Below are 15,651 nucleotides of genomic sequence, written 5' to 3' on the forward strand. Positions count from 1 at the left end.
CTCCTATCTCTCCTAATAATCTGTGTCAAACCAGTACTCAAAATCATGCAAATATCTTGTCTTTTCATAGCAAAGAACGTATTTTGATACCGCGATAAACTCTGAAGCCCCGGGGGGAATAATATCTTTGATAATCTGCGGTTGCATCTCTGTATATTTCACCTCAAAAACCAACTTGCCTTCCGGAAGAACTGGTATAGTCGGTAAGTTCTGGTCAAATATATCATAGCTACCAACAGCTGCTCGAACATTTGAATCAAAGGTCAAGCGTACTGTCCCTGCATCGTAAACCCACGGTTCCCGCTCGTAGTCAACAATTACACGGGGACGCATAACATTTGTCACACATTCAAAATAAAATTCCCGACAAAGAGGGTGGGGACTATGGAGTAGAAACCCATAGTCGCCTTCAATAATTTTTTCCACCTCTTCTCGTGTTAAAGGTGCTGCTTCCTTATAGATATAATTTTCAAACTTTTTCTTTCTTTCCAACTTGATGCTACGATCGCTAAAATTATAAATTCTAATTCGATATTTCTTTCGCATCAAAATCCCTGCAGCCTTTTCCTCATAACTACTATTCCAGTAATCATCAAAATAAAGACTGCGAATGGTGTACCCTCCGTTTTGAGCATGTCTATCCAAATTTAGAATAGACTCAAACCGTTGGGTCAGTAAGGCTTTTTCTTTTAAACCGATGAGATATTTCGCTTCATGGCGAAACTGCTCCTTTTTATCTGTTTTCATAAGTGTCAACCTTGATTCCCCCATCTTCCATTACATAGAAGCCTGAGACACCAAATTGTTTGGTAGTGTCTGTCCGATAGTAGTCAAAGGCCGCTTGTGAATTACCTGTTTCATTTGTAGCGAAAATTCGGATAAAGTATTGCCCCTTAGGTAAACGGTCTGTCTTAATGCTGAGCTCCTTGATCCCCTTCTTATCTAGTATTTTCTCTTTGAAGCTTGGATCCTTGGCAAGTTCTACGTGATAGGTAATCTCTTGATTATTAAAATCATAAGATGGTAGCCATCTTAAGACTAGTTTCTTTCCTTCTACTTTAGGTTGGTCAATGTAGAATGGCTGAGGCGATTGCAGACTCTTCTTATAATCATGATAATTTTCTTCTACTTCTTTTGGTAGAGCATCCAAGACCTGATTATACTGGTCCTCATTAAAATACAAATGACCCAAATCTGGCATACGAGACAGATATGGTTTTACTATTTTAGCATAATTCTTACTCAAATCGCCAATATTTTCTGGTTTCAGCTGATTTTTATATAACTCATCAACTGTTCTTTCCAAACCAGTTCTGAATCTTTCTGATTTGAGCAAGCGTTGGAACAAGTGATTTCCCCAGTAGTTGCTGACACCGTATTGCCAACTATTTTCTCCCAATGCATCTGGCTTACGAATTGCATACTCACTTTTGTGTAGGGAATCGTCCAAGTCCCAAGGTAAGATATACCAGCGTGTCCCATTCTTTGGACTGTAGAGGAACATGTTCCGGTTTTGACTGTCAATATTGCCCATCAAAATCTGAAAGGCCATCCAGTACTGGACATTTTGCGCATCAAAATATTTTTCTAGGAACTCATCACTTGAGACTGACTCATCGTTTAGTTTATCCAACATGTCAATAAGCTTGGTATGGTCCTTGTCTCCTTTAACCTCTAAACGAGACTCGAATTTTTTCTTATCAAATTTAGGATCATCTTCTTTTCGAATAGCATCAGGCTCTCTGTAGAATTCGAAATTATTAATCTTATAAAGGTGACCGCTTTGGTCAAGATCATGAGCTTCAAGAGCCGTCTTATTTAACTGTTCAACTTGCGTGTAGATGCCGTAATCTTCAAACCCCTTCGATTCTTCTCCTGTCTCATCTTTGACATAGAGATGGATAAATTGGGTACGTAGTCCTACAATTTGCGGAATTCCTTCTATTAGCTTAAAAGCTAGCTTATTACGGAAACGCAGATAGTCATAGGGATGCTTATTCAGGTTAATAGTCCGTTGGCCTTCCCATCTTCCCTTGCTCCTTTTTATCTCAACCTTATAATTCTTTTGACTGGCTCTACTAGAGCTCTGCCCACGGATCTGAACCGTAGCATTGGGAACTTCTTCTCCAAAACCGAACTGTCCTGACTCAGGTCCTTTTTCATTGCCCACTTGAAGGAGACCTTCGACTTGATAGCGTTTCACACCCATTTTTTCATAGTCATAAGCTGAATATTGGTTGACTTCACTCCAAGAATGATTGGTGTTTTCGACTGTATTCCCCCGTCTAACAGTCAAATACATGGTAATCACATCCGGATCCCCTTGGTTATACAAGGTTTCTTTGTCATAAAGATGCAAGTCATTAATATTTTGCACCTTTTCCTTCTTCACCTTTTGGGTCACTTTGTCTTTTCCAGTATTTCCTGTGTTATCAAAAACTGCTAAAAGAATAAAGGCGAGGGACATCAATCCAAAGACTAGTAGAAATTTACCCCACTTATTATTCATCATTTCTCCTCGCTTCCAACGTATTATACAGCTTAGTAAAGAATCCTACTTCTTCACGTGAAACGACATCCTGACTTCCTAAAACACGATAAGGAAGATCTTTGGTATATTCAGTCAAACGAGCACTTGTTGTTAAGTAAAGTATTAATGAAGCTAATAAAAAGCCATAACCGATAAAAGATGTATCCATAAACTGAGTCAGAATACTAAAGATAACTGAAATTCCTGCAAACCACTTGGCACAATCCTTAGCACCCTCATAGTCTACAAAATAAAGAAGTAAGAGTAAGTTAACATTTCCTACAGCATAAAGCCCGTAGCCCAAACAAAGGGTCTGAAAATAGCCTTTCATCTGACTATTAAAGCCTAGGGGTAGAACCCCCAACAAAACTATCCCCACAAACATCGCTAGCAAGGTTGCTAAGAGTTGCTTCCAAGATAAATATTTCAATTCATTTCGGAGAGTCCGAAGCATATCCACTTCCGTCTGGTTGATTTTATCAACACTTCCGACCCCATCGTACAGCTGGTAATATTTCCTAAATTTCGGATAAAATACAACTTCTACCGAAACCACAAAGCTCACTGTTGACACCAAGGTTACGAGATAGGCTAACATAGCTGACACATCATAGACAGGAGCCGTACGAAAAAGCCCTCCAATCCCTTTGCTCAATGGTCCGAACCAGTTAATCACAATATGGGCAAAGAGCCCAATAAAAAGATAGATTCCAACCTTAAAAAGATTGAAATATTCATCAAACCAGATCAGAAACTCGAAATTGGCCTCATAGCTTTTCGGAAAATACCGATACATTATGCGAATCATTTGAATTAGGATATATGCATAAGCGATACAGGTACTCAGAAGCAAACCATAAGGGATCGACAAGGATAAAGCGAGGAATCCTGCTCCAAGCGTAATCAGGATCGCCATTGCAAATGTTTTTAAGATACTGCGATAGTCTTTAACAGCTGTTAGGTAATTGACAGCATGCCAAATCAAGCATAATTCACTAAACAGTAGCAAATTTAAAACAATCTCCAGCAAGGGAATGCCTGATAAGAATAAGAACAAGCCGTAAGACACAAAGCCAAGCCCCAACATCATGGCACCAGAAGAAAAGTATGAGGGCAGAACCCTTTCAAACTTTTCTTCATAGAGCATATCGGAGACATAGCGGGTCACAACCATAGAAAAAATATTGGTAATGGCTAAGGAAGCTAAGATTGAGTAGGAAATCAACCCCAACAGATGGTCGCGTTCGCTGTTGCCAAAACGACCAAAAACACTGAGATAAACAACTGCAAGAATCAGTAAAATCCCAAGAATCATCGGTCCAACATAAATAATGCCTGCATAGCCATATGCTTTTTGCTTGGCCAGGAAGCTTCCCTTATTATATACCTTTCTTAGTTCAAATCCCAATCCTGCCATTACTTCACATACTCCTTATACATTTGTCTATATTGGTCAATCATTTGATCATATTGGTAATATAGCTCGGCTCGTTTTTTAGCAGTTTTCCCCATCACCAGCCTTTCTTCTTCCACAGAAGCCATCCGTAGCATAGCATCAGCTAGGCCACTTAGATCAGTAGGGGGGACACAATACCCTGCTGGTCCCAAATTATCGTCTTCTCTTCCCTCCAGCAATTCTCTGCAGCAACCAACGTCTGTCGTTACACACGCTTTTCCAGCTGCCATTGCTTCTAGGACAGAAAGAGGTTGTCCCTCAGAAATACTGGTTAAAATCATAAAATCCATTCTTTTGAGGTATTCTTTGATGTCAACCCGGCCGGTAAAAATCAGGTTATCTAGCTTCAATTTTCGAACTAGATCATAACATTCATTAGCATACGCTTTATCATCTACACCTCCCATAACATAGAGACGCACATTAGGCATTTGGGCAGACACTTCATAAAAGGCATAAATCATGGTTTTAATATCCTTTATTGGAGCCATTCGGACCGCTGCACCAATGTTGATAAAGCCATCCCCCTCATGAGGAATTGTTGAAAAAGCTTCGTAATCAATTCCATTTGAAATGACTCGACACTTTTCTGGATCACAACCCATTTCTATCTGAATTTCTCTAGCTTTTGAAAATAGGCTGGTAATACAGTCTGCTTTTGAATAGACAGCATCTGAAAGAGTATAGAAAAAATCAATCCATTGTTTTCGCATGGACGGCAAAATCCAATCTGCTCGGATGATCTCTTCCTCACGCTCCCGTGTATAAATCCCGTGCTCAGTCAAAAGAAGGGGTTTCTTTGTCCGAACGCTCGCTAGTGTGGCCAAGATGCCACCATATCCTGTCGAAATTGCATGATATGCATCTGCAATCGGAATATCACTAGATAAAAGGGTCAAAAGCGGAAAAAGCATGGAGCGGATGGTATGAAACACATCCGACATTGGCTGCATGGCGTATCTTTCCGTACACAATTGCTGGATCATTTGGAAAAATTCTTCGCTAGCTAAGAAGCTATCCCGCTGGATTTTTCCATCTTGAAGCAAGTTAAAAATCAAAGACCAATCTGGTTTTGCGCAAAAAACTAATTGTTTTAGGGCTTCGTATTCTGCATCTGTTAAATCTCCAGATTCCTTATTCCCTACTTCTGATCCAGCTAGACTATCTAGGAAAACCTCTCGAACTTCTACTACATTAGGAGGAAATTCGTAGACGAATTGGCCTTTCTTTTCCTCGTTCGCCCCTATCACCCACACGATAAACTCGTGTTCTTTCATCTCGGTGATATACTGATGCATCCAAGTAGATACACCTCCGTGAACATAGGGATAAGAACCTTCTAAAACCAAACAAATTCTCATTTTTCTTTTCTCTTCTATGTTTATTTGACCTCAATAGATACTTTGGTTGATGTTGCTTCCAGCAGGTAGAGATTACCTGTTAAATGTTCTAGTTTGCCACCCTTGACTTTTCCAGGCTCGCCCTCGTTTAATCGAATCATTACGTAAGCTTGATTATGGAAGTTTCCAAGTTCTAGCTCTAGGCCTGTATCTGTTCGATTCTGATTAATGGTTAAGATGGCATAGCGTTGGACTGCTCCAGCCATTTCAGAACCCGTCAGGCGTCGAATATTTGGAACAACTTTATATAGGCTCTCAATTTCATTTTGGAAATCTTTATAGAGTTTGGACCAGCCTAGTTTCGCACCTCGATCTTCATCCATGACATCGTCAGGATGAAGGAAATGAGTAGTGACATAGTGCATGTTTAACTCAGAAAATACGGTCAATTTTGAATAGGCATCCCATGAAGCACCCGAAACAATCCGGGGTTGTTCAATCATGCCATCATCTGCCACTTCAAATTCCTGTGAATAGGTGAATTTGCCTGGGAAATAATTACTAGCAATACTCTTGATTTCTGGGAATTTTTCTCGTAGAACTTCCCTTCCTTCTTTAGATAGAACGTTTGAAGGCGGGATATAAATCGACTTTTCCCCCTTTGGAAAGAGTTCTTTCGTAAAGCGGAGCAGTTCACTGATTGCAGAAGCCATAGCTTTCTTATCTTTCCAAGTTTTATAGGTTGGGAATTCATCACCATAATCAACTCCTTTAGGCGTTAAAGGCTGGTGATTATAACCATGGTAACTGATCTCTCCTCCATTAGCCAAAAGTGACTTACCAAAATATTTAAATCGGTCTACGTCTTTTTGGCTATGAACATTTCCTGATGTGTCATCCTCATAATTTTCGATAACCCCACCTGTATACTTAATTCCGTAAGTTTCAGCCAGCTTCAGCAAATCAGGCCACCAGATATTGGTATAAAAGTCCGAGATGCTCATATTATAGTCACGTTTAATATAAGTCGCATCTCCTGCAGGGACTGGAGATGGGAAGTCATCTAGGTAAAAAGTTGTCCCATTAATAACTGGATAAGCTGTCGCGGACGTCATCAAGCTATAGGAAGCTGCATAGAGGCCACGTACTGCCCTTTCATAAATACCAAAATTATCAACTACAAACTTCCCTTGACCATGTTTTTTTTCCCAGACCAAAGGAGTTTTTGCCTCATCATCTGTCCAGGCATGAACTTTGGCATCAGATGATAGTGTAACTGACCAAGCAGAATGGAAAGCGCCGTCGATGGCATAGCTTTTCCCACCACCAATCATAAAGTCTTTATCAATATAAATTTTCTTAACATAAGCATTTTCAAAACTAGAACTTGAAACGCCTAATTTTTGTTCGATTTCTGTTAGTTTGCTGTCCTTGGAGAGGGTTACAGCAAAGAGAACATTTCCTCCTTGCTCAACCCAATCCACCATCTCAAGCGCCTTGTCTCCCAAGCCTTCCAAATCGCTCAGAAGCACAACGACTTTTTTATAATCAGAAAAACTAGGAATCGTCTCTTTTGAAATATCAACCAAGCGGTACCCCATTCTCATATCTTTGAGAATCTGAGTAAATTGCTCTTTTGCCCTTCGACTTGTATCATTGTTTTCATCATAAAGAACCAGATTATCCTGAGCTAAGCTGTCAAATACAGCATTAGACGAAGGGGCATTTTTAAGATAAATGTTTTTTTCAGGATTAACTGTATATTGTTCGCCACTCTTTTGAATCCACAAAACTGCAGATAACAAAAGAAAGATTACAATTACAATAATGGATTCTTTTGAATATAAGATTTTTCTTTTTTTCTTTGTCATCTTAAAAACCTACGATTGCCAGAAAGCTAGGCGCTCTCGATTCGCTTTAGAAATATAAATAGAACCATTTTTGATAGCTTCTACCAATTCTTCTAACCTTTCTCCCTGTCTCGTTTCAAAATAATATCTGAGATAGAGCATATAAATCTCTTCTTGTTGAGGCCATTTTTGAGAAATAGTATTCAAGTATTTTTCAACACTTTCATATCGCTTCAACAAGAGTTCATTCTCTATCAATTTCACATAATCAGAAAGTTGCTCTTTTTGTTGAAGTTTCTTTTCTAAGAGATGGGAATAATCTTTCCGCAAGACCTCTTCCATCCGCTTAGTCACCAGATTCTTTTGCAGGTATGCTGCTAAAACTGCACAGTATTCTGCTAGAGTCCGGTAATCCGATGGATTTTCCTGGTGCTTTTTATCCAGTGTCTGTAGACGGATATCATATTGTCGAGATATTTCCGCAATCAAGGTCGTTGCATAATGCACAACCTCCGTATCCTCATCTTGACGAGCCAGGAACAATAAGTCAATAAACTTAGCTGGAGCCCGACTGACTATTTCCATCAACATCCACCGAGAAACTTCTTTGTCTTGCAAGACAAGAGCTTCTTCTAGAGGAATAATCTCTTCAACGTGATCATAGGCACTTTCAACCCTACTCATTTTCTGTGTGTCATCTACGTCAAACCATTCTTCGAAATCGCCTTGAACCAGCGAAAGGTCAGATTCATCCTTTTGAATAGAACGATTCAAGCCCCAAAGCAAGATATAACCTAAAAAGGGTAGAGCAATAGGGAAGACTATGTAAAAGAGAGGCAACTGCATCCGTTTTGTTTTTAATAAGATAAACGAATGCAGGCATAAAGCTAGGTCTAAAAAGACACAAAAACTAGTAATCATCCATTCCATTTTAGTTTCCTTGCCTCATTTCGCCGGGACTGCTATGCGTGGTCAGGCCAGAATCTTTATTCATGCTAGAGAAGACTTGATAATAACCGGCCTTGTCTACCATAGACGCTGTCAGTTCACTTACCATCTGTAGGAAATGAAGTTTTGAGAAAGTCAATTGATCATAAGAAACTTCGTCGACCCATATCAGATAATGAAGCCCAGAAGCACTTTTCATTTCTACTGCAAAAACAGGATAGTCTGGAAGCATTTTTTTGTTAATCCAAACCGCTTCTTTTTCCAAACCTTCTTTCAACTGAGGATAGAGCTCTATCTTAAAGCTAGAAAAAGGAGATAAAGGATAAAAATGAACTTCATCAGTTGAAAATTCTTCTCCAATGATTTTTTCAGCTTCAGCAATCACTTCTTCAACTGTTTTCTTATTTAAACGTTTGTGAACAGCATATAGTTGACTATTGCCATTGCTACTGCTCACTACTTTTTGAACTAGTGCATCTCGATCATGAGCGGCATCTTCATATGAAAGAGTCAAAAAGTCATTTTGCTCGTTCAATAACTGATTTTCTTTTTCCAGCAATTCCTTCTCATCTTGGTATTTCATCTGGATAATACCACAAATAAGAGCCACGAAGATATAAGCGGCAAACGGGAGCCATCTATCAGTGTTATATACAATTGATTGCCACTTATTACCTGCTGCTATGCTTGTTACAAATAAGCCTAAAACAGATAAAACACCAGCAAAGACGCCATATACTGTTCCAAAAATAGTACTAATTAAGGTTACAAATAAGAGGCGCACATCAATCATTCCTAGCTGATTAAATCTTGCAACGATAAAGCTGAGGACTTCTGACAAGAGAAAGGCCAGTAAAATCTCTGCTGTTTTTTGAAAATCATTATGACCCCGCAGTCTATAGATATTTTTCTTCAAACCGCGAAATTCAAGCCGTCTTAAAGGCTTACTTTCAGAAGCAAATTGGCAATAAAGATCTGATAAATCATCCAAAATAGAATAATGGATAAACCAACCATACCGACCACGCAGATTATTCTTGTCCATTGTTTGGTAGAGAGGCGATAGCTTATTGGATGATTGGAAACCAATCGTACTGTGCGAGAGCTCTAAATTTTGTAACTTGGTCGCCAACTGCTGGAAAGTATCCTGAAACGGACTAGGAATTGTTAGAACTTCAATCTCATCTGTCCAACTATTAAATACTTTATAAACAAGTTCTGCTAAGTCTTCTGAATTAATAAAGTTTGCCACTTCATCGGGCTGCTCATCGAAACGAATTGGCTGATTGCGTCGGATATTAGACATTAAACCGTAGAAATAGTCCTCTGGCTGAGTTGCAGAATAAACATAAGGACTTCTAATAATCTTGAGAGAACCACTGTAGGTATGAGCCCAATGCAAGCAAAGATTTTCTGCTGCTTTTTCTAAATCCTGAGGCAGATTGATAATTTCTGGTCCGGTCAGATAGATAATCTTAGACCAGGTCAATTTAGAAGTGTTCTTTAAGAAATCCTGTAGTCTTTCCAATTCCCCAATCTGTTGATTTTTATAGGTCAAGAAATTTGAAAGATACAAAATCTGATCGAAGCGATAATTTTCTAAGATTTCAGCGATTCCGATTGCTTCTGTCTTCTTAAAAACTGTTACTCGCTTTAAGCCAGTTAAGTTGGTCTTTCCAAAAATATAGACATCGCTATTGGGGAAAGCCTCCTCAATGAACTCTTTAGTTATGTAACCTGTGTTTCCGAATAGTAAAGTCTTCACATTTCTCTCCTTTTTTTATATCCTTTGTTCGCCTTAAGAACAAAATTAGGTCGAAAATACTTTCATATATCGTATTATTTCACACTCAGTTTAAAATCATATAATTTTTTGGCAAAAATATCAAGTATATCACCCCGTAATTTACATAAAATACAGAAAGAACAATGACTTTATAAATTTAAGAATCAGATCAAACATTCGCTATATACAAAAAAACATCTCCGAGGATCATAATGCAACATAAAAAAACATTAGAAGGGCTCAAAGATTCACTCTTATTATACCACAAAAGGTTATCAATGAATACTATTCACCCGTTTCAAATCCAGACTTAATCTTACAGAAAATTCTTATCTTCAAATAATTGGAAACTTCCCACTATTTTGCAAAAATTTTGCAAAAATCAAAAGCACCCTCGAAGTCAGATTTTCATTCCAACCTCGAAGGTGCGACAATATTATAAAATTAAACTCATTATAACTCTAGCTGAAATCTCTCCAAAGATTTTAGCTCTTCCTCCGTTAAACGACGTCATTCTCCGAGGGCAAGCTCAGGATCCAATTGCAGGGGTCCCATCGAGAGGCGCTGAAGATCCGTAACTTCTTTTCCACAGGCAGCCACCATGCGCTTGACTTGGTGAAACTTACCTTCAGCTAGGGTAATTTCTACGAGAGAGGTCTCTTTTTCTTCATCTAGCTCTACAATCTTGAGTTGAGCTGGTTGACAGGTAAAGTCTTTCAACTCTATCCCTCTAGCAAACTGCTCCACATCTGATTGATTCATCAAGCCAACTACTTGAGCTCGATAGATTTTCTCTACGTGTTTTTTGGGTGATAGCATGGCATGAGCTAGCTTACCGTTATTGGTCAGAAGGAGTAGACCATGAGTGTCAATATCCAAGCGACCAACAGGAAAGACTTCTTTTTGGAGAGCAGTCTCATCCAATAAATCCAGAACTGTTTTATGTCGTTCGTCCTCTGTTGCTGAGATATATCCCTTGGGTTTGTTAAGAAGATAGTAAACAAACTTTTCATAGGTCAACTTTTGGCCAGAAACAACAACCTCATCTGCCGTCTCGTTAATCTGAGTCTTGGGAGATTTTTCCGCTCTGCCATTGACCAAAACTAAACCTTTTTTCAAGAGTTCCTTCACTTGGCTTCGTGAACCAAGACCATTTTCTACCAAAAATTTATCTAGGCGCATATTATTCCTTTGTGATATTGTAACTTAGCATTGCTATGATCATCATGACACCCCCTAGGACGGAGAAAATGAAAAGCGGAGCTTGAGATAGATGACCAATCAAGGAAAGGATAAATGTCGTCACAGAGGCACCACCACTGCAACCTAAAACAGTAATTGAAACAGCCTGATTGATTAGATGAGGGGGGATCTTTTCTGACACTGTATGAAAAACGGTCGTCAGAGTTATACTGTAGGTAAAGCCTGCAAAAAGGGCACTAAAAGCTAACAGCCATATATTGCTGGAAAGACCAATCAAAATCAAGCTTAAGCCAAAACAAATTCCAATAATCGTCAGTAAACGGTCCTTAAAAATCCCGACCATCGGAGCAAAGCTAACACCAGCCACAATTCCAATTAACTGCATACCACTCAAAATCAAGCTGGCCGTTTGTGCTGTCCCAATTTGATGGTACAACACTAGACTAGGTACGCGCAAGTTGATGGCTGTATTACTGAGTACAATTACCCCAGCCACCAAAGCTGATAATAAGGTAAAGCGGAACTGACCAGCTGTCATTTTTTCTTTCTTGGCCTGCTTATGTTGATGAACTTCCCCTTTTTCATAAGGAACAAAGATGAGAAAAAGTCCCAAAACCAAAAAGCAGAAGGTATAAACAAGGAAGGTTGCTGTCCAGCCAAAGCGCAAAAGTTGGCCGACTGCTAGAGTCAGAAGGGCTGTCCCCACTACTTCTGCTGATCCTCTGTAGCCTAAGAGCTGTATGCGCTCATGACCTTGGTAACGCTCGCTAATAATTGAAATAGCCTTGGCATTGATCAAGCCTGTCCCCAAGCCAAAAATTAAACGGGAAAGAAAGACTAGATTATAGGATGGATTCAAAATGGGAACAAAGGCGCAAGCAGACATAATCAGCAAGCCAGTCACAATCATGATCCTCTCAGATAAGAAACGCTCAATCAGTCCATTCAACAAGAGCATGACCATAATCCCTATAGAGGGCAGGGACACCAAAAGCTCAACCTTATCAGCTGGGTAGTCCTTATAAAAATCAAACATGGCCGGCAAGGCACTGGAGATTGAAAAAGAGGTTGTCAGTACCAAAGATAGACTCAGGATACTGATTTTTTCCATTGTTCTTTTCATTTTCTTTCCCTTCAATAACACACTATTAGTATCATACAGTTTTTTGCACAAAGACGCAATCCGTTTATTTAGAAAAATTCATCATCAAGTCGTCTTCTTTATTTCTAGTCTGTTTTGTGATATAGTATCTTATAGAAAGAACGAGGAAAGTGAAGATGTCTGTTATTGAAAAACTTATTAAACCAGCTCATTTGATTGATATGAAGGATATTATTCGCGAGGGAAATCCAACCCTACGCGCTGTTGCTGAGGAAGTTTCCTTTCCCTTAGCGGACGAAGATATTCTTTTGGGTGAAAAAATGATGCAGTTCTTACATAACTCACAAGATCCAGTCATGGCTGAAAAACTTGGATTGCGTGGCGGTGTGGGACTAGCTGCTCCGCAGCTTGATATTTCCCGACGGATCATCGCGGTTCTCTTACCTAACCCTGAGGATGAAAACGGCAATCCACCCCAAGAAGCTTATGCTTTAAAAGAAGTCATGTACAACCCTAAAATCGTGGCCCATTCTGTACAAGATGCGGCTTTGGCTGATGGAGAGGGTTGCCTATCAGTCGACCGCGACGTCCCTGGCTATGTAGTACGACATGCGCGGGTCACTGTAGATTACTTCGATAAAGATGGTGAGAAGCATCGGGTAAAACTCAAGGGCTACAAGGCTATCGTTGTCCAACATGAAATTGACCATATCAACGGTATCATGTTCTACGATCGGATCAACGAGACAGACCCATTTGCCATTAAAGAAGGCATGTTAATCTTAGAATAATTGATCAGAAGTGCAAAATTTTCTTCTGTCTCTTAACGAGGTGAGACCAGACTAACTGTTTAAACAAGCAGTCTGGCCTCCCTCTTTTTTCTTATCTGTCGACCATTTTTCCTTAAACAAATATTAAGCCAAGCTTAAAGAAAACTGATATCAGTTAGCTTTAAGGAGCCGTCTTTATACTGTTCTGTATCTTATCTATTAAACATCTAAGAAAGAGGTACAGCTTATGGATTATCTCGTTATTCCAGCTTATGAGCCAGATTACAATCTCATTCGCTTAATTAAAAAGGTTCGTGAAAAGAGTGACTTTGAAGTGATCGTAATCAATGATGGCAGTTCTGCCTCATGCAAACGTGTCTTTGAGCAAGCAGCAACGTACGCTACGGTCCTGCATCATTCTCTCAACCAAGGCAAGGGACAAGCTCTGAAAACAGCTTTTCGCTATATTCATTCTCAAGGTCACTACGGTGTCATTGTCACAGCAGATGCAGATGGACAGCATAAGCTCTGGGACATCCTGCGTGTTGCCAACGCTGCCCATGAGCAACCTCAAAAATTAATCTTAGGGGCACGATCATTTACCGGAAAGGTCCCTCTACGAAGTAGATTCGGAAATAGTCTGACCCGTCTACTCTTTAAACAACAAACCGGCGTTGCTGTTTCGGATACCCAGACTGGCCTTCGTGCCTTTACCAGCAATATGCTTCCATTTATGCTCTCCATTGAAGGTCAACGCTATGAATACGAAATGAATATGCTCCTGCAAGCCTGCAAAACTTATCCAATCGTGGAAGTTCCGATCGAGACCGTCTACATCAATGATAATAAAACTTCCCATTTCAGACCCATTCAAGATGGCTTAATGATTTACAAGGATATGTTTAAGTTTGCTCTATCCTCACTAAGTAGCTTCATTGTGGACTATCTAGTCTACGCTGTTGCCCTACTCTTTCTGGTAGCTGTTCCGACAACTCTGCGTATTCTCCTAGCCAATGGGATCGCTCGCGTCACCAGCTCCATTTTAATTACTCAACCAATAAAAAACTCGTCTTTAAAAATGAAGATAGCATTGCAAAAACAGGAAGTGGCTACTTTGGCCTGGCTCTAGCTTTGTTTATATTAGACACCCTTCTAATCAGACTCTTCTACGCTGTCTTTGGGATCAACCTTCTACTCGTTAAGATCTTGGTCGGCATTCTGCTATTTTCTCTCTCTTGGCTTATCCAAAAGAAGTTTATTTTTAAAGAAAGGACCCACACCGTATCATGAAATTATTTAAAAAATCTTACGTCTATGCTAGTGTTTTTGGCTTATTGTTGACTGCATCCTTCAGCTACTCCATGCTCAAAACCTTTGTCTTATCAGAGTCCATCACAACTGTTAAAGCCAATACTACAAGTAGTAGCGCCAGTACAACGGCAACCAATGTCAGCACGTCTGATACTAGCTATAGTGACGACAATATCTCCATTACACTGACAGAAAAAACAGTGAGCAATACCCAGGTTTATATTGCTGACATAACTGTCAGCTCTGCTGAATATCTAAAAACTGCTTTGGCTCAAAATACTTATGGAACCAATGTCACAGCCAAAACATCAGTCACTGCTGCCAACAACAATGCTATTTTAGCTGTCAATGGTGACTACTACGGGGCTAATTCCACTGGCTATGTTATCCGCAACGGGGTTGTCTACCGTGATACCGTCCGAGAAGACTCCAACAATGGTGATTTGGCGATTTACAAGGACGGCTCCTTTAAGATCATTTATGAGGATGAAATATCTGCCGATCAACTGGTGAAAGACGGAGTTGTTAACCTCCTAGCCTTTGGTCCATCCTTGGTAGAAAACGGTGAGATTGTCGTTGATACCAATTCTGAGGTTGGTCAATCCATGGCTTCCAACCCACGTACAGCCATCGGTATTATCGACGAAAACCACTATATCATTGTTGTATCAGATGGCCGAACCTCAGAAAGTCAGGGACTATCCCTCTATGAGTTAGCTGAAGTTATGAAATCTTATGGCGTCAAGACTGCTTATAACCTTGACGGTGGAGGATCTTCTACACTCTACTTCAATGGTCAGGTGATCAACAAACCAACGACCAATGGAAATATTTCAGAAAGGACGGTGAGCGACATTGTCTACATCGGTTACTAATCCAAGCAAAAAACGTTTCAAGAAGACAGCTCTTGTCTATACTCTCTTAAGTATCTTCTTCTTTGCCTTTAGCCATATATATGAGTCTTTTAGCTTTGGTGAAACCTCTACCTATATGCACTATCTCTATGCAGTTCCTTTAGTTGGAGGCATCCTCTTATTAATCCTACTCAAGATCATTCCCAACCTCTCAAGACTCAGCCTCAATCTCTGGAACTCTGCAGTCGCTACCCTCACTGCCGGCATCCTTTTCCGAGGTATTGTTAATCTATCTGGACGTTCCACGACGCTGGATCAGCCCTATATCTATACTAGCATCGCCTTTCTTGTATTAGCTGTACTCTCAATATTATTTACTAGAAGCGTCTGGACAGAAGAAAATAATCTTATTGATTAAATATATAACAAAAACAACCGGAGTCTAAAATGACTCCGGTTGTTTCTTATGTAGGTAAGCTAACTTAAAATATTTTTAATTCT

12 protein-coding genes and 1 pseudogene are annotated in these 15,651 nt (G+C 39.7%); 4 read left to right on the top strand and 9 right to left on the bottom strand.

From position 1 onward, the window contains the following. Positions 1-12: 12 nt before the first annotated feature. The 9 genes from O3640_RS01450 to O3640_RS01490 form a co-directional block, all read right to left on the bottom strand. Positions 13-747, bottom strand: coding sequence for a polyphosphate polymerase domain-containing protein (locus O3640_RS01450; protein WP_185758161.1), 735 nt, complete (start codon positions 745-747; stop codon positions 13-15). Further along, the gene (locus tag O3640_RS01455; RefSeq protein WP_048777349.1) at positions 734-2,509 is read right to left on the bottom strand and encodes a CotH kinase family protein; all 1,776 of its coding nucleotides are present in this window, start codon (positions 2,507-2,509) and stop codon (positions 734-736) included. Before O3640_RS01455 ends, O3640_RS01450 begins: the two co-directional genes overlap by 14 nt. Further along, positions 2,502-3,947: an exopolysaccharide Pel transporter PelG gene (gene pelG / locus O3640_RS01460; RefSeq protein ID WP_195321516.1), complete on the bottom strand. Its 1,446-nt coding sequence runs from the start codon at positions 3,945-3,947 to the stop codon at positions 2,502-2,504. The genes O3640_RS01455 and pelG overlap by 8 nt, the downstream gene beginning before the upstream one ends. Further along, positions 3,947-5,347 (bottom strand): GT4 family glycosyltransferase PelF, encoded by a 1,401-nt coding sequence (gene pelF / locus O3640_RS01465; protein WP_061596153.1) that lies wholly within the window; start codon positions 5,345-5,347, stop codon positions 3,947-3,949. Before pelF ends, pelG begins: the two co-directional genes overlap by 1 nt. Before the next feature lie 20 nt (positions 5,348-5,367). Next, positions 5,368-7,197: a DUF2194 domain-containing protein gene (locus O3640_RS01470; protein ID WP_061596154.1), complete on the bottom strand. Its 1,830-nt coding sequence runs from the start codon at positions 7,195-7,197 to the stop codon at positions 5,368-5,370. Between the two features lie 9 nt (positions 7,198-7,206). Further along, positions 7,207-8,106 carry a hypothetical protein gene (locus tag O3640_RS01475; RefSeq protein WP_008808344.1) on the bottom strand — a complete coding sequence of 300 codons (900 nt, stop codon included), beginning with the start codon at positions 8,104-8,106 and terminating at the stop codon, positions 7,207-7,209. Between the two features lies 1 nt (position 8,107). Further along, positions 8,108-9,889, bottom strand: coding sequence for a hypothetical protein (locus O3640_RS01480; protein WP_227955247.1), 1,782 nt, complete (start codon positions 9,887-9,889; stop codon positions 8,108-8,110). Positions 9,890-10,420: 531 nt separating this feature from the next. Further along, positions 10,421-11,092 carry a pseudouridine synthase gene (locus O3640_RS01485; protein ID WP_227955244.1) on the bottom strand — a complete coding sequence of 224 codons (672 nt, stop codon included), beginning with the start codon at positions 11,090-11,092 and terminating at the stop codon, positions 10,421-10,423. Position 11,093: 1 nt separating this feature from the next. Beyond that, entirely contained in the window at positions 11,094-12,236 is a 1,143-nt protein-coding gene (locus O3640_RS01490) for an MFS transporter (RefSeq protein WP_227955243.1), read from the bottom strand. Positions 12,237-12,391: 155 nt separating this feature from the next. Between O3640_RS01490 and def the strand changes: the two genes are divergently transcribed. The 4 genes and pseudogenes from def to O3640_RS01510 all read left to right on the top strand — a co-directional run bounded on the left by def (position 12,392) and on the right by O3640_RS01510 (position 15,568). Further along, positions 12,392-13,006 (top strand): peptide deformylase, encoded by a 615-nt coding sequence (gene def, locus O3640_RS01495; RefSeq protein ID WP_045505510.1) that lies wholly within the window; start codon positions 12,392-12,394, stop codon positions 13,004-13,006. 226 nt (positions 13,007-13,232) lie between these two features. Next, positions 13,233-14,275: pseudogene (locus O3640_RS01500) on the top strand (glycosyltransferase). Further along, complete coding sequence (locus O3640_RS01505) at positions 14,272-15,171, top strand: phosphodiester glycosidase family protein (protein WP_268709794.1); 900 nt, start codon at positions 14,272-14,274, stop codon at positions 15,169-15,171. The pseudogene O3640_RS01500 and the gene O3640_RS01505 overlap by 4 nt, the downstream one beginning before the upstream one ends. Beyond that, positions 15,152-15,568, top strand: coding sequence for a hypothetical protein (locus O3640_RS01510; protein ID WP_268709793.1), 417 nt, complete (start codon positions 15,152-15,154; stop codon positions 15,566-15,568). The genes O3640_RS01505 and O3640_RS01510 overlap by 20 nt, the downstream gene beginning before the upstream one ends. Positions 15,569-15,651: the final 83 nt, after the last annotated feature.

It is taken from the genome of Streptococcus sp. 27098_8_75, from assembly GCF_041432475.1.
GTDB classification, from domain to species: Bacteria; Bacillota; Bacilli; order Lactobacillales; family Streptococcaceae; genus Streptococcus; species Streptococcus gordonii.